At 71.1% G+C, this 18412-nt stretch carries 16 protein-coding genes; 4 read left to right on the top strand and 12 right to left on the bottom strand.

Annotated features, from left to right (window positions below; genetic code table 11):
- Positions 1-52: 52 nt before the first annotated feature.
- Genes ACWCPW_RS09035 through ACWCPW_RS09025 form a run of 3 tightly spaced genes read right to left on the bottom strand, consistent with a single transcriptional unit; the run spans position 53 to position 1871 of the window.
- Entirely contained in the window at positions 53-799 is a 747-nt protein-coding gene (locus ACWCPW_RS09035; protein ID WP_449760892.1) for an SDR family oxidoreductase, read from the bottom strand.
- Positions 796-954, bottom strand: a complete 159-nt coding sequence (locus ACWCPW_RS09030) for a hypothetical protein (protein ID WP_449760891.1) — start codon at positions 952-954, stop codon at positions 796-798. Before ACWCPW_RS09030 ends, ACWCPW_RS09035 begins: the two co-directional genes overlap by 4 nt.
- Complete coding sequence (locus tag ACWCPW_RS09025) at positions 951-1871, bottom strand: zinc-binding dehydrogenase (protein ID WP_449760890.1); 921 nt, start codon at positions 1869-1871, stop codon at positions 951-953. The genes ACWCPW_RS09030 and ACWCPW_RS09025 overlap by 4 nt, the downstream gene beginning before the upstream one ends.
- Positions 1872-1960: 89 nt before the next feature.
- Between ACWCPW_RS09025 and ACWCPW_RS09020 the strand changes: the two genes are divergently transcribed.
- The gene (locus ACWCPW_RS09020; RefSeq protein ID WP_449760889.1) at positions 1961-2905 is read left to right on the top strand and encodes a LysR family transcriptional regulator; all 945 of its coding nucleotides are present in this window, start codon (positions 1961-1963) and stop codon (positions 2903-2905) included.
- A gap of 241 nt (positions 2906-3146) precedes the next feature.
- On the opposite strand, the gene ACWCPW_RS09015 is transcribed toward ACWCPW_RS09020, so the two are convergent.
- The 6 genes from ACWCPW_RS09015 to ACWCPW_RS08990 form a co-directional block, all read right to left on the bottom strand.
- Positions 3147-3977 (bottom strand): lipase family protein, encoded by an 831-nt coding sequence (locus tag ACWCPW_RS09015; RefSeq protein ID WP_449760888.1) that lies wholly within the window; start codon positions 3975-3977, stop codon positions 3147-3149.
- A gap of 1229 nt (positions 3978-5206) precedes the next feature.
- Positions 5207-6031: an alpha/beta fold hydrolase gene (locus tag ACWCPW_RS09010; RefSeq protein ID WP_449760887.1), complete on the bottom strand. Its 825-nt coding sequence runs from the start codon at positions 6029-6031 to the stop codon at positions 5207-5209.
- Between the two features lie 226 nt (positions 6032-6257).
- Positions 6258-7643 carry a GH1 family beta-glucosidase gene (locus ACWCPW_RS09005; RefSeq protein ID WP_449760886.1) on the bottom strand — a complete coding sequence of 462 codons (1386 nt, stop codon included), beginning with the start codon at positions 7641-7643 and terminating at the stop codon, positions 6258-6260.
- A gap of 224 nt (positions 7644-7867) precedes the next feature.
- Positions 7868-8707 carry a carbohydrate ABC transporter permease gene (locus ACWCPW_RS09000; protein ID WP_449760885.1) on the bottom strand — a complete coding sequence of 280 codons (840 nt, stop codon included), beginning with the start codon at positions 8705-8707 and terminating at the stop codon, positions 7868-7870.
- On the bottom strand, positions 8700-9692 hold the full coding sequence (locus tag ACWCPW_RS08995) for a carbohydrate ABC transporter permease (protein ID WP_449760884.1): 993 nt from the start codon (positions 9690-9692) through the stop codon (positions 8700-8702). Before ACWCPW_RS08995 ends, ACWCPW_RS09000 begins: the two co-directional genes overlap by 8 nt.
- 125 nt (positions 9693-9817) lie before the next feature.
- The gene (locus ACWCPW_RS08990) at positions 9818-11143 is read right to left on the bottom strand and encodes an ABC transporter substrate-binding protein (RefSeq protein WP_449760883.1); all 1326 of its coding nucleotides are present in this window, start codon (positions 11141-11143) and stop codon (positions 9818-9820) included.
- 370 nt (positions 11144-11513) lie between these two features.
- On the opposite strand from ACWCPW_RS08990, the gene ACWCPW_RS08985 reads away from it, so the two are divergent.
- Positions 11514-12752 (top strand): ROK family protein, encoded by a 1239-nt coding sequence (locus ACWCPW_RS08985; RefSeq protein WP_449760882.1) that lies wholly within the window; start codon positions 11514-11516, stop codon positions 12750-12752.
- A 269-nt stretch (positions 12753-13021) separates the two neighbouring features.
- Here the strand turns inward: ACWCPW_RS08985 and ACWCPW_RS08980 are convergent, their stop codons facing one another.
- Entirely contained in the window at positions 13022-13642 is a 621-nt protein-coding gene (locus tag ACWCPW_RS08980; RefSeq protein ID WP_449761106.1) for an ankyrin repeat domain-containing protein, read from the bottom strand.
- 736 nt (positions 13643-14378) lie between these two features.
- The gene (locus ACWCPW_RS08975) at positions 14379-14729 is read right to left on the bottom strand and encodes a winged helix-turn-helix transcriptional regulator (RefSeq protein WP_449760881.1); all 351 of its coding nucleotides are present in this window, start codon (positions 14727-14729) and stop codon (positions 14379-14381) included.
- A 110-nt stretch (positions 14730-14839) separates the two neighbouring features.
- Between ACWCPW_RS08975 and ACWCPW_RS08970 the strand changes: the two genes are divergently transcribed.
- Positions 14840-15727: an NAD(P)-dependent oxidoreductase gene (locus ACWCPW_RS08970; RefSeq protein ID WP_449760880.1), complete on the top strand. Its 888-nt coding sequence runs from the start codon at positions 14840-14842 to the stop codon at positions 15725-15727.
- 351 nt (positions 15728-16078) lie between these two features.
- Here ACWCPW_RS08970 and ACWCPW_RS08965 read toward each other — a convergent pair whose 3' ends face one another.
- Complete coding sequence (locus ACWCPW_RS08965) at positions 16079-17440, bottom strand: protein kinase domain-containing protein (protein ID WP_449760879.1); 1362 nt, start codon at positions 17438-17440, stop codon at positions 16079-16081.
- A 353-nt stretch (positions 17441-17793) separates the two neighbouring features.
- On the opposite strand from ACWCPW_RS08965, the gene ACWCPW_RS08960 reads away from it, so the two are divergent.
- Positions 17794-18126: a hypothetical protein gene (locus ACWCPW_RS08960; protein WP_449760878.1), complete on the top strand. Its 333-nt coding sequence runs from the start codon at positions 17794-17796 to the stop codon at positions 18124-18126.
- Positions 18127-18412: the final 286 nt, after the last annotated feature.

Here is an 18412-nt window from a genome sequence, read left to right as displayed (position 1 = left end):
CGATCCGACGATGATCGAGCGACCGGCCACCCCGGGTGTGCGCGACCGGTCGTCAGGCGGAGACCGCACCGACGAGGCCGCCGTCGATGACGAGGTCCTGGCCGTTGACGTAGGACGCGTCGGACGAGGCGAGGAATGCCACGGCCGCCGCGATCTCCTCCGGGCGTCCGAAGCGGCCCGCGGCGATTCGGCCGGTCAGCGCCTTCGCCTCCGCCGTACTCAGTGCGGCGGCCGGGTACATCGGGGTGTCGATGTACCCGGGGCTGATGGAGTTGACGCGGATGCCGCGCGGGGCGAGCGCGGCGGCGAGGGTCCGGGCCAGGTTGTGCACGGCGGCTTTGGTCGCCGAGTACAGGGTGAGGACACTGTTGCCCCGGTGGATGGTCCACGACGCGTTGATGACGATCGAGCCCTCGTCCGCCAGGAGTGGCAGTGCCTTTTGCACGGTGAAGAACACCCCCTTGAAGTTGACGTCGACGCCGCGGTCGAAGTCCGGCTCGGCGATCCGGTCGAACGGCAGGAACGTGCCGGTGCCCGCGTTGGCGAAGAGGCTGTCGAGACGGCCGTGACGGTCGCGGACCAGCTCCATCAGCGCGTCCACCGCGGCGAGGTCGGCGGCGTCGGCCACGGCGCCCGAGGCGCTGGGACCGAGCCGGCGGACGGCGGCGTCCACGCGTGCGCGGGTGCGGCCGGTGACGATGACGTGGGCACCTTCGGTGATGAGGCGGTGTGCGGTCGCCAGGCCCATGCCGCTGGTGCCGCCGGTGATCAGGACGGTCTTCCCGGTGAAGCGGTTCATGCCGATGCCCCCCTCGGGGTGCGCGTGACGTGGTCGGTGAGGTGGGGCAGCCCGTCGGCCCGCGCGTCGCAGCCGCCCGCACCGGGGCCGACGAGCCCGACGCGTGCGCCGCCGGCGCGTGCGCACGGGGCGGCGGTGAACTCGGCGATGCTCATCGGGTCGCTCCTGTGGTCAGTACGGCCTTGCCCCGTATCCGGCGCTCCCGCAAGTCGACCAGCGTGTCGGCGGTCTCCGACCAGGCGGCGATCCGGCCGATCTCGGGGTGCAGCCGCTGCTGCTCCACGAGGCGTACCAGGGCTGCGAGGTCGGAGCCGTAGGGGGCGCCGGCGTAGTGGAAGTGCTGGATCGTGACGCGCTCGGGCCCGCTCAGCAGTTGGAAGAAGTCGAGGGTCGCCGGTGTGCGGCTTGCCTGGCCGAACCAGACGAGCAGCCCGCCGGGGCGCACCCTGGTGAGGGCGACCGGCAGATCGGGCCCGCCCGTGGACTCCAGCACGACGTCGAACGGACCTCGAGCCGCCGCGACGTCGTGCACCACCTGCGCGCCCAGCTCCGCGAGCCGCCGGCCGCGAGCCGGCGTGGTCGTGACCGCCGTCAGCTCGGCCCCGGCGGCGACGGCCAGTTCGGTGACGTAGTGGCCGACCCCGCCCGCGGCGCCGGTCAGCAGCACGCGCCTGCCCGCCAGGGAACCTGCCGTACGCAGCAGGCGCAGGGCGGTGATCCCGGCCAGGGGCAGGGCCGCCGCCCGTACGGTGTCGATACCGTCCGGGAGCACCGCGAGCGCGTCGGTGGGCACGGCAGCGTACTCGGCCCAGCCGCCCCGCGCCGGATGTCCGACCACCCGGGTGCCGATGCCGGGACCCGAGCCGTCGGCCGCGGCCTGCACGACGAGCCCCGCGATGTCCTTGCCGGGCAGCATCCCCGGCCGGGGGTGTTCGAGGAGGAACGTCTCGCCCCGGTTCGGGGCGAACGCCTCGACCTTGACCAGCGCCTCACCGTGCTCGGGGACGGGCTGGGGAGCCTGGGTGAAGGCGACGGGACGCGCCGCATCCCCGGTGGGAATCAGTCTTCGCATGCCGAGCATGCAACCTCCACGGCCGCCGCGTGATCCAACAACGCACACGCACAGCCGACAACCTTCGGTTGTCACCTATGGTGGGAGCCATGGATCTCGACGTGGCACAGGTACGCGCCTTCGTGCGAGCCGCCGATGAACTGCACTTCGGGCGGGCGGCAGGAATGCTCGCCATCTCCCAGCAGGCGCTGTCCAAGAGGATCGCGAGGTTGGAATCCCTGCTCGGCACCGAGCTGTTCGAGCGCGGCGGCAACGGGGTACGCCTCACCGAGGCCGGCCGGCGTTTCCTCCCGCCGGCCCGACAGACCCTGGCCGTCGCCGACGCCGCGGTCGCGGCGGCGGTCGGCGAGCACCGTCCACTGCGTGTCGATGTCTGGGGGCACCTCTACGCACCGATGCGGACACTGACCCATGTCGCCGGACGAGCCGGGGACCTGACACTGGGACACGGGCGCGACCTGCCGTCGGTGACGGCGGCACTGCTGCACGGCGACATCGACGCGGCCTTCGGCCGAGTCCACCCCCCGCTGCCGTCCGGCCTGACACACCGCCTCGTGCGCCTGGAGCCGGTGGACGCCGTCCTGAGCACGGACCATCCGCTCGCGGCCGAACCGGCGCTGCGGCCCGACCGGTTGCGCGACAGCGTGCTGTGGGCACCGGGTCGGCTGGACCGGCTCGACTTCCTGCACCGGTTCGCCGACCGATTCGAGATCCGAGACACGGTCACCAGCGTGAACCTGGGCCTCGCACACTTCCTCGCCGAAGTGGCGCGAGACCCACGAGGCTTCTCGCTGCTGCCCGCGGACGCGCCACTGCCGGAGATCCCGGGGCTGCGCTGCGTCCCGCTGGTCGACCCCACGCCGCTGTACGCCTGGTCGCTGCTGTGGCGCGCCGGCAACGCACACCCGGGACTGAGCGACCTGACCGCCGTCTGCGCCGCCGAAGCGGGGCAACGCCGTTGGCTGGAGTACGACCCGGCCCGCGACTGGCTGCCCGAGCCCCCCGCGAACCGCGCCCCCGACAACAGCGGGTAGTCCCGATCGGAACGGCCCGGCGGTACGCGTCGCGCTACCGGCGCAACGGGTCGTTCGTCGGGGAGTTGGTGCCGGGAGACGGGGTGACCACGGCGCTGCTCGAACGGAACGGGATCGTTGTGCGGTCCGCACCCGGAGTGTGACGCGATTCCGGGCGGCGCCGGCCCGGTCCGGGACGGAGGTGTTGTGCCGCCTGCCCGCGGGGCGTCGCGTGGCGCCCCGCGGGCGGACGCGGCGCCGGTCAGGGGGTGCGGGCGAGGTTCTTCTCCAGGCAGGCCAGGTAGTTCTTCATCGCGTGGTCGCGGACGCCGTCGGATGCCGGCGCGAGGGGGTCGGCGGTCAGTCCCTTGGCCCGGTCCGTCAAGCCCGCGAGCACCGGCATCCTGTCGTGGAGCTTGCCGTCGGCGTCGAAATGGCGCAGGTGCTCGACATGGGTGAAGGGCGGCTCGGGAGGCAGCAGGGGAACGACGTCGTTGTTGTTGACGAAGCGGTGGTGCCGCTCCTTGAACGCCTTCTTGTGGGCGCCCGCCAGGATTCGCTCGCAGGTGCGCGGCTGGCCGTAGGTGTAGACACCGTCGGGCAGTTGCCTCGGGTCCTCGAAGTACATGCGCGCTCCGGCGAGCATTGCCAGCGCCCCACCGAGGCTGTGGCCGGTGAACCACACGGTCTGCCCGTCGGTGCGCATCCCGGCGACGGTGTCGCGGACCTCGGGGTACACCGACGCGAGGGCCTGGTTGAAGCCGTGGTGCACGAATCCGGTGCCGCCGGGGCCGGGCACGGGTGGGGTGGTGGCGTCGGAGAGCCAGTCGCGGATCTGCGCGGGCTCGGTGCCGCGGAACGCCGCGACGACCATCCGGTCGGAGGCCATCACGTACGCCTGGGTGTCCTCGATCGGGAACGGCATCGCGTGCGGCGAGGCGAGGTGCCGCACTTGGTCGAACCCCCAGTCGCGCGCCCGGGTTTCGACCTCGGCGGGGTTTTTGTAGGCGAGGTCCGCGGCTCGTGCCATCCAATAGGCGTGGGCCAGGTTGTAGCCGGATGCGGTGTGGTCCCAAGCTGTGGGCACGGCCATGACGGGCCTCCATGAGCGCCGGTGCAGATACCCGCCAAACCATAGACGCGCATCCAACCGGGCGGATGGCACGGCGCGTGGCACTCACCCGAACGGCACAGCGACCTGTCGCTCCGCTTACGGGAACCGTCGATCGCGTACCGACCCCGCGACCAACTCTCGCCGACAGGTCGGGCGGCACGGCCGTCGGGGTCGCATCGTCAGCGTTCCCGACGTGGACCGCGCGGAGCCGCTTCGCGAGTCGGAGCCCGGGGGGTTTGCCCGGCGCTGCCGAGAGACGGGGACGGAGGCCTGGTGGTCCGGGTCGGACCACCCTGACCCGTCCTCGGCCCGTCGGCGCCGCGGGGCGCGGTCTTCTCGTTCCTGCCGTACGGGCGGACGAGGTCCACGACGGCCGTTTCACCGGGATTCAAGGCGAACTGGGCCGACTCGCCCGGGCCGAGGACATAGTGGTGGTCCGGCCTCTGCTGCTGCACGTTCGGGTCGCGCGTCGTCGGTGCCGCGCGTGTCTGGGGCGCCGCGCGTGTCTGGGGCGCCGCGCGTGTCTGGGGCGGCGGCAACCCGGGGCGCGAGAGGCGATAGCCCGCAGGCACAAGGTTGTACAACTCGGGGTCGAGGTCGCCACCTTGGCGGCTTCCTCCCTCGGGAAGTCGGTACAGGTTGCTGTAGACCTTGGAGGACGCTTGCGGCGCGTCAACCCTCTCGATCGTCAAGCGTGTCACCGTGGGATCCGGTGAGCCGTCGGGATTGACGCCCGGTGTGCTCGGATCCGCTGCCGGTCCCGCCGGACTCGCCCCCGAGGCGCCGGCGGATGGGGGTTGGGCGGCCCGGTCCGCGCCCGAAGAGGACGAGGGGCCGGACGACGCACCCGGCGCGGAAGGGGTGGTCAAGACAACTCCCGTGGTGAGGGCGACGATTGAAGTGTGTCGTGTGGAGACCAGCCGATGTAGGGATTATCGGAACGCCTGTCGGAACCTGTCAAACCCCGCCGGCAACGTGCACCACCCTCCGGGCGCGCGCCTTTCTTCGGTGAAAATCGCGGTTTCCCGCCGGGATGTGGACCGCGACAGCCTGCCGATGTCGGGTCGACCTGCGGCGCGATGGTCATCGGCCCCCGGGAGGGATCGTCGCGGATGAGGGGCCGGCGACCCCGTGCGTGTCGGGGTCGCCGGCCCAGGGCGGATCAGGCCCAGTTATCCGCGTGCTGGACGCAGCCCGATCCGCGAGCCTCAGCGGGTGTCCGCGGCTTTGAGGCAGAATGCGGCGACCGCGGCACCGATGCCGGCGGGGTCCTTCTCGGGACCGAAGTGGTCGAGCTTGGGGAAAAGCCGCAGTTCGGAGCCGGTCAGCGTTTCGTGGAGCCGGGGTGCCGCCCGGCCGGGCCCGGTGGTCTTGACGTCCTTGCCGGCCATCAGCAGGACGGGACTGGTGATTCCGGAGTACTTGGGGAAGTCGCCGTCCTGCGCCGAGGACAGGGCGTGCTCGCGGATCACGGTCTCCAGGAGCGCGTACTTCCGCAGGCGCTCGGGCTTCTTGATGGCCAGCGGGATGATGATCCGCAGCAGCCAGCGCGGGGCCTTGCCGCTGGTCTCCGGGTTGACGCCCTGGATGAAGGACAGGAACGCCTCGGCCCGCTTCCCGGCGTCGACCAGTCGTCGGCACTCGTCGGCCCAGCCGAACGGTATGGATCCGTCGATGGAAACGCCCGGTTCGTAGACGACGACCTTCTCGAAGCCGGAGTCGCGCAGTGCGGATTCCAAGGTGAGGAAACCGCCGAAGCTGTGCCCGAAGACGAATCGGGACGCGGTGGCCGTGCGGACCGCCTCGATGTCCGCGCACTCGGTCTCGACGCTGTACGAGTCGCCTTGGGGCCCGCTCGCACCGCGCCCGCGCCGCTCGATCACGTGCACGGTGAATCGGTCGGCGACGGCCGCGGCGAAGGCGTCGAAGTCGGCCGCCATGCCGGGGGATCCCGGAACGACCAGAAGTCCCGGGCCCGAGCCGATGCTGCGGTAGCCGATGACGGTGCCGTCCGCCGACGTTGCCGAACCCACTGTCATTTCATTCGTGACCTGCATGTTCCTGTCCGCCCCCACCTGGATGACCAAAAACGAAACGACAACGTGCCTGGACCGGATCCAGCCAATGAGCCGGATCGTAGTGCTCCGGCCGGCCTGCCGTTCGATCTTCGGAATCGGTCGGGGAGGAGGACGAGTCGCATGCGGTCCTGCCGCTCATCTTGACAGCCTCGGGGGCGCCCGGCGACGGCCGGCGGCGGGCCTACCGGGCGGTCGGGAGCCGGGACGCGGACGTGCCGCGGCCGGTGCGTTCGGCGTGTGCCCGGATCAGGGCGGCGTAGCGGTGGCCCGAGGACTTGATGGTGCGTTCCTGCGTGGTGTAGTCGACGTGGACGAGGCCGAAGCGCTTGTCGTAGCCGTACGCCCATTCGAAGTTGTCCAGCAGGGACCAGGCGAAGTAGCCCTCGACCGGCGCGCCGCGCTCGATCGCGCGGGCGCAGGCGGCGATATGGCCTTCCAGGTAGGCGGCGCGCAGTTCGTCGTGCACCTCGCCGGCGGCGTTGCGCTCGTCGGGCCAGGCCGCGCCGGATTCGGTGACGTGCAGGGCCGCGACGGGGTATTCGGCGGCGGCGCGGACCAGCAGTTGCTCCAGGCCGTCGGGATACACCTCCCAGTCCATACCCGTGGTGGGTGCGCCGGGGACCGGGACCTGGCGGAAGTGCGGTGCGGGGCCGGTCGGATCGTCGGCGACGATCTGGCGGAAGTAGTAGTTGATGCCCAGGAAGTCGATCGGCCCGCCGATCACCTCGGCGTCCCCGGCCAGTTCGGGCAGCTCCACGCCGTACACCTCGCGCATGTCGCTCGGGAAGCCTCGGCCGTACACCGGGTCGAGCCACCAGCGGTTGATGTGTCCGTCGGCGCGGGTCGCGGCCGCGATGTCCTCGGCGCGGTCGGTGGCCGGCTCGCACGGGCTGAGGTTGACGACGTAGCCGACCGAGGGGGTGCGCGGGGCGGCGGCCCGGACGGCCTGGGTGGCCAGGCCGTGGCCGAGCAGGAGGTGGTACGACGCGCGCACGGCGGCGGTCAGGTCGGTCAGGCCCGGTGCCATCCGGCCTTCCAGGTGGCCGATCCAGGCCGAGCACAGCGGCTCGTTGAGGGTGATCCAGTCGGTGACCCGGTCGCCGAGCCGGCCGGCGACGACGCCGGCGTACTCGGCGAGGCGTTCGGCGGTGTCGCGTACGGTCCAGCCGCCGCCGTCCTGGAGGGTCTGCGGCAGGTCCCAGTGGTAGAGCGTGGCGAACGGCCGGATGCCGGCGTCGAGCAGCTCGTCGACGAGCCGGTCGTAGAACGCGAGCCCCTTGGCGTTGACCGCGCCGCTGCCGGTCGGCACGATCCGCGGCCAGGCGATCGAGAAGCGATAGGCCTTCAGGCCCAAGTCGCCCATCAGCGCTACGTCTTCGGGCCAGCGATGGTAGTGGTCGCACGCCAGGTCGCCGGTGTCGCCGTTGTCGATGGTTCCGGGGGTGTGGGCGAAGGTGTCCCAGATGGACGGCAGTCGGCCGTCCTCTGCGACGGCTCCCTCGATCTGGTAGGCGGACGTGGCCGCTCCCCAGACGAAGTGCTCGGGGAAGGCGGTCGTATCAGGCATGAGGTTCCTTCGGGCGTTCCGGGCATGCCTCGCATCGCGCCGGCGCGTCGTGGCGACACGCGTGCGTCGGGCGCGAATCCGCGAGAGGTGCGATGGGGCTGAAGCGGGCGGATGTGTGGGTGCGCGGGGTGGGCGGGTGTACACGTGCGCGGTTCGCGTGAGCGGGGCAGTGGTCCGGCGGCCGGCCGGCCGCTCGTCCGGCTGCTCGACGCGTACCCGGGCGGCTACTTGACGGCGCCGGCGGTCAGGCCGGCGACCAAGTAGCGCTGGAGGAAGAGGAATCCGGCGACCACGGGCACGCTCACCACGAGTGAGGCGGCCATCACCTGGTTCCAGAAGACGTTGTTCTGCGTCGCGTAGCCCTGGAGGCCGACCGCGAGCGTGCGGGTGGACTCGTCGGTCATCACCGAGGCGAACAACACCTCGCCCCACGCGGTCATGAACGCGTACACGGCCACCGCCACGATTCCCGGCGACGCGGCCGGGATGACGACCCGGATCAGTGCGCCGATCGGCCCGTTGCCGTCGACCATCGCGGCCTCGTCCAGGTCGCGCGGAATGGAGTCGAAGTAGCCGACCAGCATCCAGATCGCGAACGGCAGCGAGAAGGTCAGGTAGGTGGCGATCAGTCCGAGCCGGCTGCCGTAGAGCTCGATGCCGGTGGCGTTGCCGATGTTGACGAACAGCAGGAACAGCGGGAGCAGGAAGAGGATTCCGGGGAACATCTGGGTCGACAACACCGAGATCGAAAACACCTGCCGGCCGCGGAAGGTGTGCCGGCTGATCGTGTACGCGGCGAAGACCGCGATCGTCACCGAGCAGACGGTCGCCGCGCCGGAGACGACCAGGCTGTTCACGAAGTACCGGCCCAGCGGCACCGTGTCCCAGATGTCGGCGAACGGGCGCAGGGTGACCCGCGAGGGGATCCAGCGGAACTCGCGCCGCACGTCCTCCAGCGGCTTGAGCGCGGAGGTGACCATGACGTAGACCGGGACGAGCGCGAACACGGTGAGCAGGCTCAGTCCGACCCTGCGCACCCAACGAAACCACCGCGGCTCAAGCATCGGCCCTGCCTCTCAGCCGGCCGACCGCCAGGTAGGCGAGGCTGACCAGCATCAGGAACAGCAGCAACAGCACGGACATCGCCGAGCCGGTGCCGAAGTTCCAGGTGACGAACGAGTTCTGGTAGATGTGGATCGAGATCAGGTCGGCCTCCTCCGGCGCCGACTTGCCGAACAGCACGTACGGCGTGTTGAAGTCGTTGAACGTCCACAGGAACAACACCAGTACGACGACCCGGTTGACCGGCGCGAGCATGGGCAGCGTGACCCGGCGGATCTGTTGCCAGACGCCGGCGCCGTCCAGCGAGGCGGCCTCGTACAGGTCCTTGGGGATGTTCTGCAGCGCGGCCATCAGGCACAGGAACGCGAACGGCCAGGTGCGCCAGACGGCGGTGATCACCAGCGCCCAGAAGCTGTTGCCGCCGATCAGCCAGAACGGCCGGTCGTCGACCAGGCCCAGTTGGTCGACCAGGACGTGGTTCACCAGGCCGGTGTCGCGCTGGAACATGAAGCCGAAGGTGATCACGCCGGTGTACACGGGCAGCGCGTACGGGACCAGGAACACCGCGCGCAGCACCGCGCGTCCGCGGAACGCGCCCTGCATCAGGATCGCGCCGACCGCGCCCAGCAGCCACGAGATGCCCACGACCAGCGTGGTGAAGGCGACCGTGATCCAGAACGAGTGCAGCAGCGACTTGCCCACCGGGCCGTCGACGTCGATCGCCAGTCGGTAGTTGTCGAATCCGGCGAAGGGCGCGCTGCTCCAGTGTCGGATGTGGAACTGGGTGAGCTTGAGGAAGCTCATCCCGATGCCGACGAACATCGGGACGATGTGGATCAGCAGTTCGAGCAGGATCGCGGGTGCCAGCAGCAGGTAGGGCAGCGCGCCGCGGCGGACGCGAAACGGCCGGCGCAGGCTCGCGCGGGTGCGTGGGGTGGGCGGCGGGTCCTTCGCGGCGGTCGGCTGCCGCGTGGTGGTGGCGGCCATCGGGTACTTCCTTCCGTGATCCCGCGCCCGACCCCGGTCGTGGTGCACGCGGGTGACCGGCGGGCGGGGCTGGGCGGCCCGGGGGTGGGGGAACCGGCCCGCCCCCGAACCGATGTGACGATGGGTCAGCCGGCCGCGAGCATCTTCTGCTGGGCGTCCTCGAGCCGGGAGCGGACCGCCTCCTCGTTGATCGTCTTTCCGGAGGCGGCGTCCGCGACCAGTTGCTTGACGGCGTTGCCGACGAGGGTCTCGAACTGGCTCTCCGACGGCAGTTGCGGCAGCGGACTGGCGGTCTCGGCCAGCACCTTCTGGTAGACCTTGACGTTCTCGGTCTGGAACGCCGGGTCGCCGTAGGCGTCCTTGACCGAGGGCAGCGAGCCGTAGGCCTTGTTCAGCACGGTCTGCGTCTCGGCGCTCGTCATGAAGGCGAGCAGTTCGGTCGCGGCACCCTTGTTCTTGCTGCCCTTGAAGATGGCCATGTTGATCCCGCTGACCATGCTGTTCATCTTCTCCCCGCCCGGGGGCGGGCTCGCGGGCATCGGGATCGGCACCACGCCGATGTCTTCGGCCTTCATGCCGTTGGAGATCAGCGAGCCGCTCGCGGACTGCCACATGAGCATCGCGGACTTGCCGCCGGCGAAGTCGGCGAGCGACTGCGTGCCCGCGCCGTACTCGGCGTTGCTCGGGTTGACGATCTTGTCCTTGCTCATCAACTCGACCAGGCGCTGGACGCCCCTGACCATCTCCGGCGAGTCGAACCGGGGCTTGTCGCCCGCGAAGATGTCGGCACCGTACTGCTTGCCGAACGTGAAGGCGTGGTGCACCAGTTCGGTGCCGCTACCACCTTCGAGCGCGAGTCCCCAGCGGCCGTTGCCGGTGAGCTTGGCACCCACGTCGGCCATCTCGTCCCACGTGGTCGGCGGCTTGAGGCCGGCGTCCGCGAACAGCTTCTTGTTGTAGTAGAGCGCGTAGGCGTTGCTGTACACCGGCAGCCCGACGGGCGGCTTGCCGACCGCGCCGGTGGCGGCGTAACTGGGTCCGAGAAAACGATCCCTGCCGCCGACCTTGGCCAGGATCTTGTCGTCGATCGGCACGAACGCGTCGGTGGCCTGGAGCGAGGCCGACCACGTGTTGCCGATGTTGAGCACGTCCGGTCCCTTGCCGGAGGTGGTCGCGGCGAGGATGCGGTTGAGCAGGTCCGCCCACGGGACGACCTCGAGGTCGACCTTGATGCCGGTGCGCTGGGTGAACTTGTCCAACTCGGGCCGCAGGACCTGCTTGTCGTGCTCGATGCTGGTGCCCTGGTTGCTGGCCCAGTAGGTCAGGGTCCGGCCCGCGTTCGAGCCCGAGTCGGAATCTCCGGAGGACGAGTCGTCGGATCCACCGCACGCGGCCAGGGTGGAGGCGGACAGGATCAGCGCCACGGCGGTGGCGACTCTTCGTACACGCACGATGATGGACTCCTCGGTACGGATGTGTGGTGGGGGCGCGGCGGGCGCGGGGGCACGGGAGAGTGCGAGAGCGGAGTGCGGGGGGTGCGGGTGCCGGGTGCGCGAGGAGGCGCGGGGCACCGGGCGCGCGGGGGCACGGGCTGCGTGGGGTGGGGGCGGGCGTGGCCCGGTGAGCGGTTCGGTGCGGCGCCGAGGTGGTGGTCTCGGGGGCACGATCGATCGGATCTGCCGGCCCGTGGTCACCGAGGACTTCTTTCGAGGTGTGATTTAACTCGGCGGTCACAGCACCGTCAAGGGTTTGTTCAACACGTAAATTAAGCGTGGTTCAGCGATGGTGAGGCCTTGACTGCCTTGCTCCACGAGTTGAAATATGTACGCAGCATTGACCGGCATGGGAGTGACGATGGCGCCGAACAAGCTCAGTACGGTCCAGGACCTGCGACGCGGCAACCGCGCCCAGGTCCTGCTGCGGCTGTACTCCGACGGACCGCTCAGTCGACAGGAGCTGAGCGGACTCACCGGCCTGAGCGCCGCGACCGTGAGCAACGTCGTCGGCGAGCTCGTCGATTCGGGCATCGTCGGCGAGGCCGGGGCCCTCGACAGTTCCGGCGGTCGCCCCCGGGTACTGCTGCGTGTCGAACCGGGCCACGCCTCGGTGATCGGCGTCGACGTCGGCGAAACCCGGGTCCGGGTCGAGCTGTTCGACCTGTCGATGCGGGAGATCGCCCGCGACGACATCGCCCTGTCCGCCCAGGGCGCGGACGTCGAGGAGGTGGTGCGCCACATCCTCACCGGCATCACCAAGGTGATCGGCGAAGCCGGCGTGGACCCCGCGACCATCATGGGCGTGGGCATCGGCGTCCCCGGCCTGGTCGAACACGGACCCGAACTGCTCGTGCACGGACAAACCACCGGCTGGGACGCGGTCCCCCTGCTGCGCCTGCTCCGCGAGGGCACCGACCTGCCCCTGGCCATCGACAACGGCGCCAAGACCATGGGCCAGGCCGAGATGTGGTTCGGCGCCGGGCGCGGCGCGGAGAACGCGGTGATGATCCTGCTCGGCTCGGGCATCGGCGCGAGCATCGTCACCAACGGCAAGCCCTACCGCGGATCCACCACCAGCGCGGGCGAGTTGGGCCACCTGACCGTCAACGTGCGCGGACGCCGCTGCCGCTGCGGCGCCCTCGGCTGCCTGGAGGCGTACGTCGGCGCCGAAGCCGTCCTGGACAGCTACCGCGAACTCCGGCCCGACGACGTGCTCACCGGCGCGGACGAGGAAACCCGCCTCGCCGCACTGGTCGCCGCCGCCGACATCTCCGCCGCGGCGGCCGAGGTCCTGGAAACCACCGCGCTCTACCTCGGCGTCGGCATCGGCAACCTGATCAACCTGCTCAACCCGCAACGCGTCGTGCTGGGCGGCTGGGCCGGCCTGGTGATGGGCGCACGCATGCTCCCGGCCATCCAGTCCCACGCGGCCGAACACTCCCTGCGCCGCCCCTTCGAGGGCACCACCATCGAACTCGCCCGCCTGGGCCCGGACGCGGTGGCCCTCGGCGCGGCCACCCTCCCGATCGAACGTTTCCTGCGTTCGGGCGGCGCCCGCGAGTGACGCGGGCCCGGGTCGGCCGTCGTGGACGGTGCGGCCCGGCCCGATCCGTGCCCGGGCGTGCCTACCGGCCACTCGCGCCGTGTTCGGCCGCGCCCAGGATCGCCTCGACGGCGGTGCCCGCCCGTTCGTTCGTCCGCCCGCCCGCCGGGCGGATGTCGGATCCGTCGACGGCCGATCGGCGATCGGCAACCGGGAACGGGCAACCGGAACGGGCAACTGCCGGCAACCGGCCGCGTCGCACGGCGGGTTCGGCACCGTGCCGTGGTCCCTCAGGGTGCCGCCCGGAGGGTGTCGGCGATCACGCGGTATCCGCGCTCCTGGGCGTGCCGCAGGGGTGAGACCCCGCTCTTGTCCGCGATGCGGGGGTCGGCGCCGGCCGCGAGCAGGAGTCGGACGACCTCCTGGTGGTCGGCGCCGCCGTCGCCGAGGATGACCGCCTCCAGCAGCGCGGTCCAGCCGAGATTGTTCACGTGGTCGACGTCGATGCGGGTATCGGCGGTCACGAAGCGCACGTACGCGACGTGGCCGCGCTCGCTCGCGGGGATCAGCGAGGTGCCGCCGTACCGGTTCCGCAGCGTCAGGTCGGGGTCGGCGGGCAGCAGCGTCCTCGCCATCTCCACGCTGCCGGTCACACCGGTCACGAGCCACGCCGTGTCGTCGCGGTAGTCGCGCGCGTCCGGGTCGGCGCCCGCGGCGACCAGGACGCGCGCGGCCTCGACGCGGTCCTCGATCGCGGCGAGCAGCAGGGGCGTACGCCGATCGCCGTCGCGCGCCTCGATGTTCGCGCCCCGCTCCAACGCGGCACGCACTCCGGCGGCATCGCCCTTGCGCGCCGCGTCGAGCAGGGCCCGGTCGTCCCGGGGAGTTCCCCGGGGCGGTGTCGTGGTCATGGTCTCTCCGGGCGGTAGGGGTGTGGCGGGGGTCGCGGATCCGGGGTTCGCGGCGGCGTTCGGCGGCGCGGCGGGTGGTGACGACGTGGCCGGGCCGGACGGGGCGGCCGTCGCGGAGGCGGGCGGCGCCGTACTCGAACCGGAGCCGCCGTCGCCGCCGCCGCTTGCGCAGCCGCTCACCAGCACGGCGGCCACCGTCCCCAGCACCACGACGGACGCGCCGGACCGCCACCTGGCTACGGGCGCACCACCGGACTCGATGTCCGGCTTGCCGTGCGGATCGTTCCCCGCGTCGCCGTCCGACTTCGGGCTTCGCTTCATGGCAGCCGGTCCTTTCTCTCGCGCCGACTACCTCCATCGTCCCGGCACGGGCCCGCGGCCGGATCCTCGGAGCGGCTGCCGTCGCGCACCCGAGCGGTCGACCATCGGGTCAACCGATCGGATGATGCCCGGACCGGTTCCCTCCGTAGGCGTTTCCCACCGGGCGAGCCGGCCGGTCCCCGAAGACCCGCCCGTGGGCCAGGCAGCCCCATCCGGGTGCGCTCGCGATCCCGGTCCGCGGTTTCCGCGACGCGGCGATCGCGGGCGCGATCGCAACGGACGTCGGCGCCCCGTCCGTGAGCCGCCCGCGTACCCACTTTTTTGTGGGTACTTGGCGGCGGGCGGCGGCGGGGAGAGGCTGGTCGCAGGCGGTCGAGGGGCCGCCGGATCGGGCGAGACGTGGGGGACGGATGGATTACGAGACCGACTGGGTTTCGGTGAGCCGCTCCAGGCGGCGGTGCCCCCAGTCGGACAGGGGAGCGAGCGCGTCGGCGAGGTCGCGGCCGAAATCGGTCAGCGAGTACAGGGTCTTCAACGGCAGTACGTCGTACACCTCACGGCGCACGATCCCGTCGTCCTCCAACTCGCGCAGCGCCTGAGTCAGCACCTTCTCGCTCAGTCCCGGCAGCCGCCGGCGCAGTTCTCCCGGGCGCTGCGGGCCGAACTCCATGGCCCACAACAGCGCCGTCTTCCACTTGCCGTCGATCACCGCGATCGCGGCCGTCACGCCGCAGACATTCGTGTCCCGGGCCCGACTGCGCGTCATCTTCACCCCTCCGTTCCCTGTCGTCGGTCGATCGCCGTCCGTCGACATTTCCACTTGTTCCACTCGTTCTGCTTGTTCCACTGGTGCCATTTGTTCACGGGAGCCGAATCATGTCCTCACACACCGAACAGTCTGCCGTCACCGTGCTCGGTCTGGGTCCGATGGGGCGGAGCCTGGCCGGCGCGTTCGTCGACGCCGGTCTGCGGACCACGGTCTGGAACCGGACGCCGGGCCGGGATCGGGACCTGGTCGCGCGCGGTGCGATCGGCGCCGGATCGCCCGAGGAGGCGGTCGCGGCGAGTGCGCTGACCGTGGTCTGCGTGGTCGACTACGACGCGGCGGATGCCGTTCTGCGCCGCGCCGAGGTGGCCGACGCGCTGAAGGGGCGCACGGTGGCGAACCTGACCGCCGACACGCCGGACCGGGCCCGCGACACCGCAGCCTGGGCGGCCGAGCGGGGCGTCCGGTACCTGGACGGGGCGATCATGACGCCGACCACGACCATCGGAACGCCGGCGGCGGTGTTCATCCACAGCGGCCCGGCGGACCTCTACCGGGAGCACCGGCCGGTGCTGGACGCGCTGGGCGGCACCCACACCCACCTCGGTGAGGACATCGGCCGGGCGGCGGCGTACGACGTCGTGCTGCTCGACATCTTCTGGACCGCGATGGCCGGCTACATGCACGCCCTCGCGCTGGCGAAGGCGGAGGGGATCAGCGCGCGGGAACTGGCGCCGTTCGCCAAGGGCATCGGGGCGATCCTGCCCGCGATCATCGAGCAGTCCGCCGGGGAGGTGGACGACGCCACCTACTCCGGCGAGGGCAACCCGATCACGTCGGCGGCTTCGTCGATGGCGCACATCGTGCACGCCTCGGAGGCACACGGCATCGACGCCGGCGTGATGCGCGCGGCCGAGGGCATGGCCCGCCGCGCGATCGGACTGGGCCACGGCACCGACGGGCTCACCCGGGTCACGGAGATCCTGGGGCGCCATTAGTCAGGGCGTGTTGGACGGATGGCACCACCGGCTCGCCGGGAAAGTGGGAGGTTCGCCCTCGGCCCGTGCGCGGTGGCCGGGCCGAGGGCGTGGAGCCTCGGGATCCGCGTGGTCCCGGCTCAGGGCTTCGTCGGCGGGCGGAGGTTCGGAATCGGCGGTCGAGCTTTTGGCCTCGATCGGTTCGAGGGCGCGTTCCTCCGGCGACCGGTTCGGTGGTTCGGTCGCCGACGCGCCCCTGCCGGTACGGGTATCGATCGCGGAAGAACCGGTTGTCGCCGGCGGACGCGCTTCGCGGTTCCTCGTGAAGTAGGTACAGCCGTGGGCTTGTCGGGGATCCGACGGGCCGCCGGTCTATTTCTCCGGCCCACCGGGAGGTTCGGAGGACTTGTTTCTCTTGTCCTTGGGCTTGGTGTCGTTTCTGGGTTCCTTGGTCGCGCCTCGGGTCGGGGACTCGTCGGCGGCGGGTGAGGAGACCTGGTTGTCGACGGAGCGGGTTGTTCCCCGGGGGGAAGGGAGAGCGGTCGTGAGCGCGGGTGGCGCCGAGGACGTCGGGGTGGAGGCCGTCGTCGGTGCGACGGTGGGTGGGGCTGTGGGCTGCGTGGAAGGCGGGAGGGGCGTGGTGGTCGGTGCGGGACGGCTGTTGTCCGCGTCCGGGGTGGCGGGGTTGTCGAGGACCGCCACGGTCGCCACGGTCGCGGCCAGGAGGATGCCGGCGACCAGGCCCGCGGTCGCCGAGAAGTGTCGTCGTCTCCGCTGCACCGTCCTTGCCGTATCGGATGCGGACGCGGCCGGAGCCGGGGTCGGGGCCGACGGAGGGGTCTCGGCGAGGGCCGCGTGGCCGGTCGCGACGACCGGGGTGCGCGGCGCGCCGGACGGGGGCGTGGACGATGACGCGGCGGCGGCGAGCAGGCGGACGCACTCGGCGGCGCCGGGCCTGGCGGCGGGATCGGCTCGTGTCATCGCCTCGACCACGGAGGCGAGTTCGCCAGGCACGTAGGACGGGATGTGCGGCGAGCGCAGCGAGCGAGCCGTGGCGGCCTCGATGGAGGCGCCCGGATATTCGCGTTCGCCCTTCAGCGCCTCCAGCAGGACCAGGCCGAGGGCGTGGATGTCGCACGCGGGGCCGGAACCCTGCCCGAGGATCTGCTCGGGCGCGAGGTAAGGGATGGTGCCGACGATCGTGCCGGGGGTGGAGCGGGTGGGTTCGTCGACGAGGCGCGAGATCCCGAAGTCCGCCAGGTACGGGGTGTCGCCGGGACCGATCAGGACGTTGGACGGCTTCACGTCCCGATGCACGATGCCGGCCGCGTGTACGTGTTCCAGTGCCGAGGCCAGTCGCGCGCCGAGCCTCGCCACCCGGTCGCCCGTCAGGGGGCCGTCCAGTATGTGCTCCCGCAGGGTGACGCCTCTGATCAGGCGCATCACCACATACGTGCAACTCTCGTGCCAACCGACATCGTGCACCGTGACCAGGGCAGGATGCGACAACCTGCCCAGCAACACCGCCTCCTGGCAGAACCGTTCCGTTGTCATCGCACAGACACCGGGTCGGAAGACCTTGACCGCGACCTCCCGCCGCAGGCGCAGATCGACGGCTCGGAAGACGTCGGCGGTACCGCCCGCGCCCAGCAGTTGCCCCAGGCGATAGCGACCGTCGAGGATGCCACCGCTGCGCGGAGGAGGACGCCGTATTCGGCGCGGCAATGCCGTCATGCACTCTCCCCGGATAGGCCTCGACAATGTCCGGGCCCTACCCACTCTTCGTCTCCGCATACCGAAGCGCGGCCCGAATGCCGACAACTCCGCGTGCGCCCACGGGACATCCAGGCCGGCACGGCGCGAGCACGGGATGGAGTTCGTGGCGCCATCGAAGGCCGAGTTCGACGAGAGCGAAGGGCGGCAGGCGGGGCCGATGCACGATGTGGCGCTGCCCGTACCCGTGTTCCTAACCTGTCGGCATGACCGAGCCTGTGCCCGTCCCTCCGCCGTGTCTTTCTTCGCACACCCTCCGCGGTGTCCGGGTCGGGTACGTGCGGCAGAGTTCCTGCCCGTCCGACTTCGCTTTCGTGAGCTTCGACTTCGCGCCGGCGACCGGTTGGGGGGACGACTCGCTGTGGGTCGAGTTGGATCCCGAGGTGCGCATCGTCGGCGACGCGTTGCCGATCGCGTATCTGACCGCGTTCGCCGCCGGGATCGAGGAGGAGTGGGCGAGGAGGTACCCGGACGAGCCCCTGGTGGGAGTGCTCACGATCACCGAGGTCAGGATGCACTTGGTCGACTCGCACAAGGGTTCGTTCCGGATGGCCGGACGCAAGGCGGTCGACGTGGTGCTCGCCCGGCTCCGCGCCGATCCGGCCGGCCCTGCGGACCTCACGGACCGAGGGGTCACCGCCGGATAGGTCCGGTACGCATGTTCAGCCCGGGGTGCGCCGTTGTGGGTGGCGAGCGGGGTCGGGTGGGTCGCGGCAGGGGCAGGCCGCTGCCTGGACGTCCGCGGGATCGGCGCATTCTCCGTCTTGTACCGCCATGACCCGGATGGCGCACAACGGGTATCCGGCGCCCCTGCGGGTTACCACTACCTTCCGCGTACCTTCCGCGTTACCTTCCCGGCGGCCCACCGGGCAGCCGGCCGAAGGGCCGAAACGACATACCGCAGCGAGGACTTCTCGTGAATCCGATTCCGTC

The sequence above is a fragment of the Embleya sp. NPDC001921 genome, from assembly GCF_053594475.1.
The sequence above is the reverse complement of the archived record's forward strand: the minus strand, read 5'-3'. Positions and strand labels throughout refer to the sequence as shown.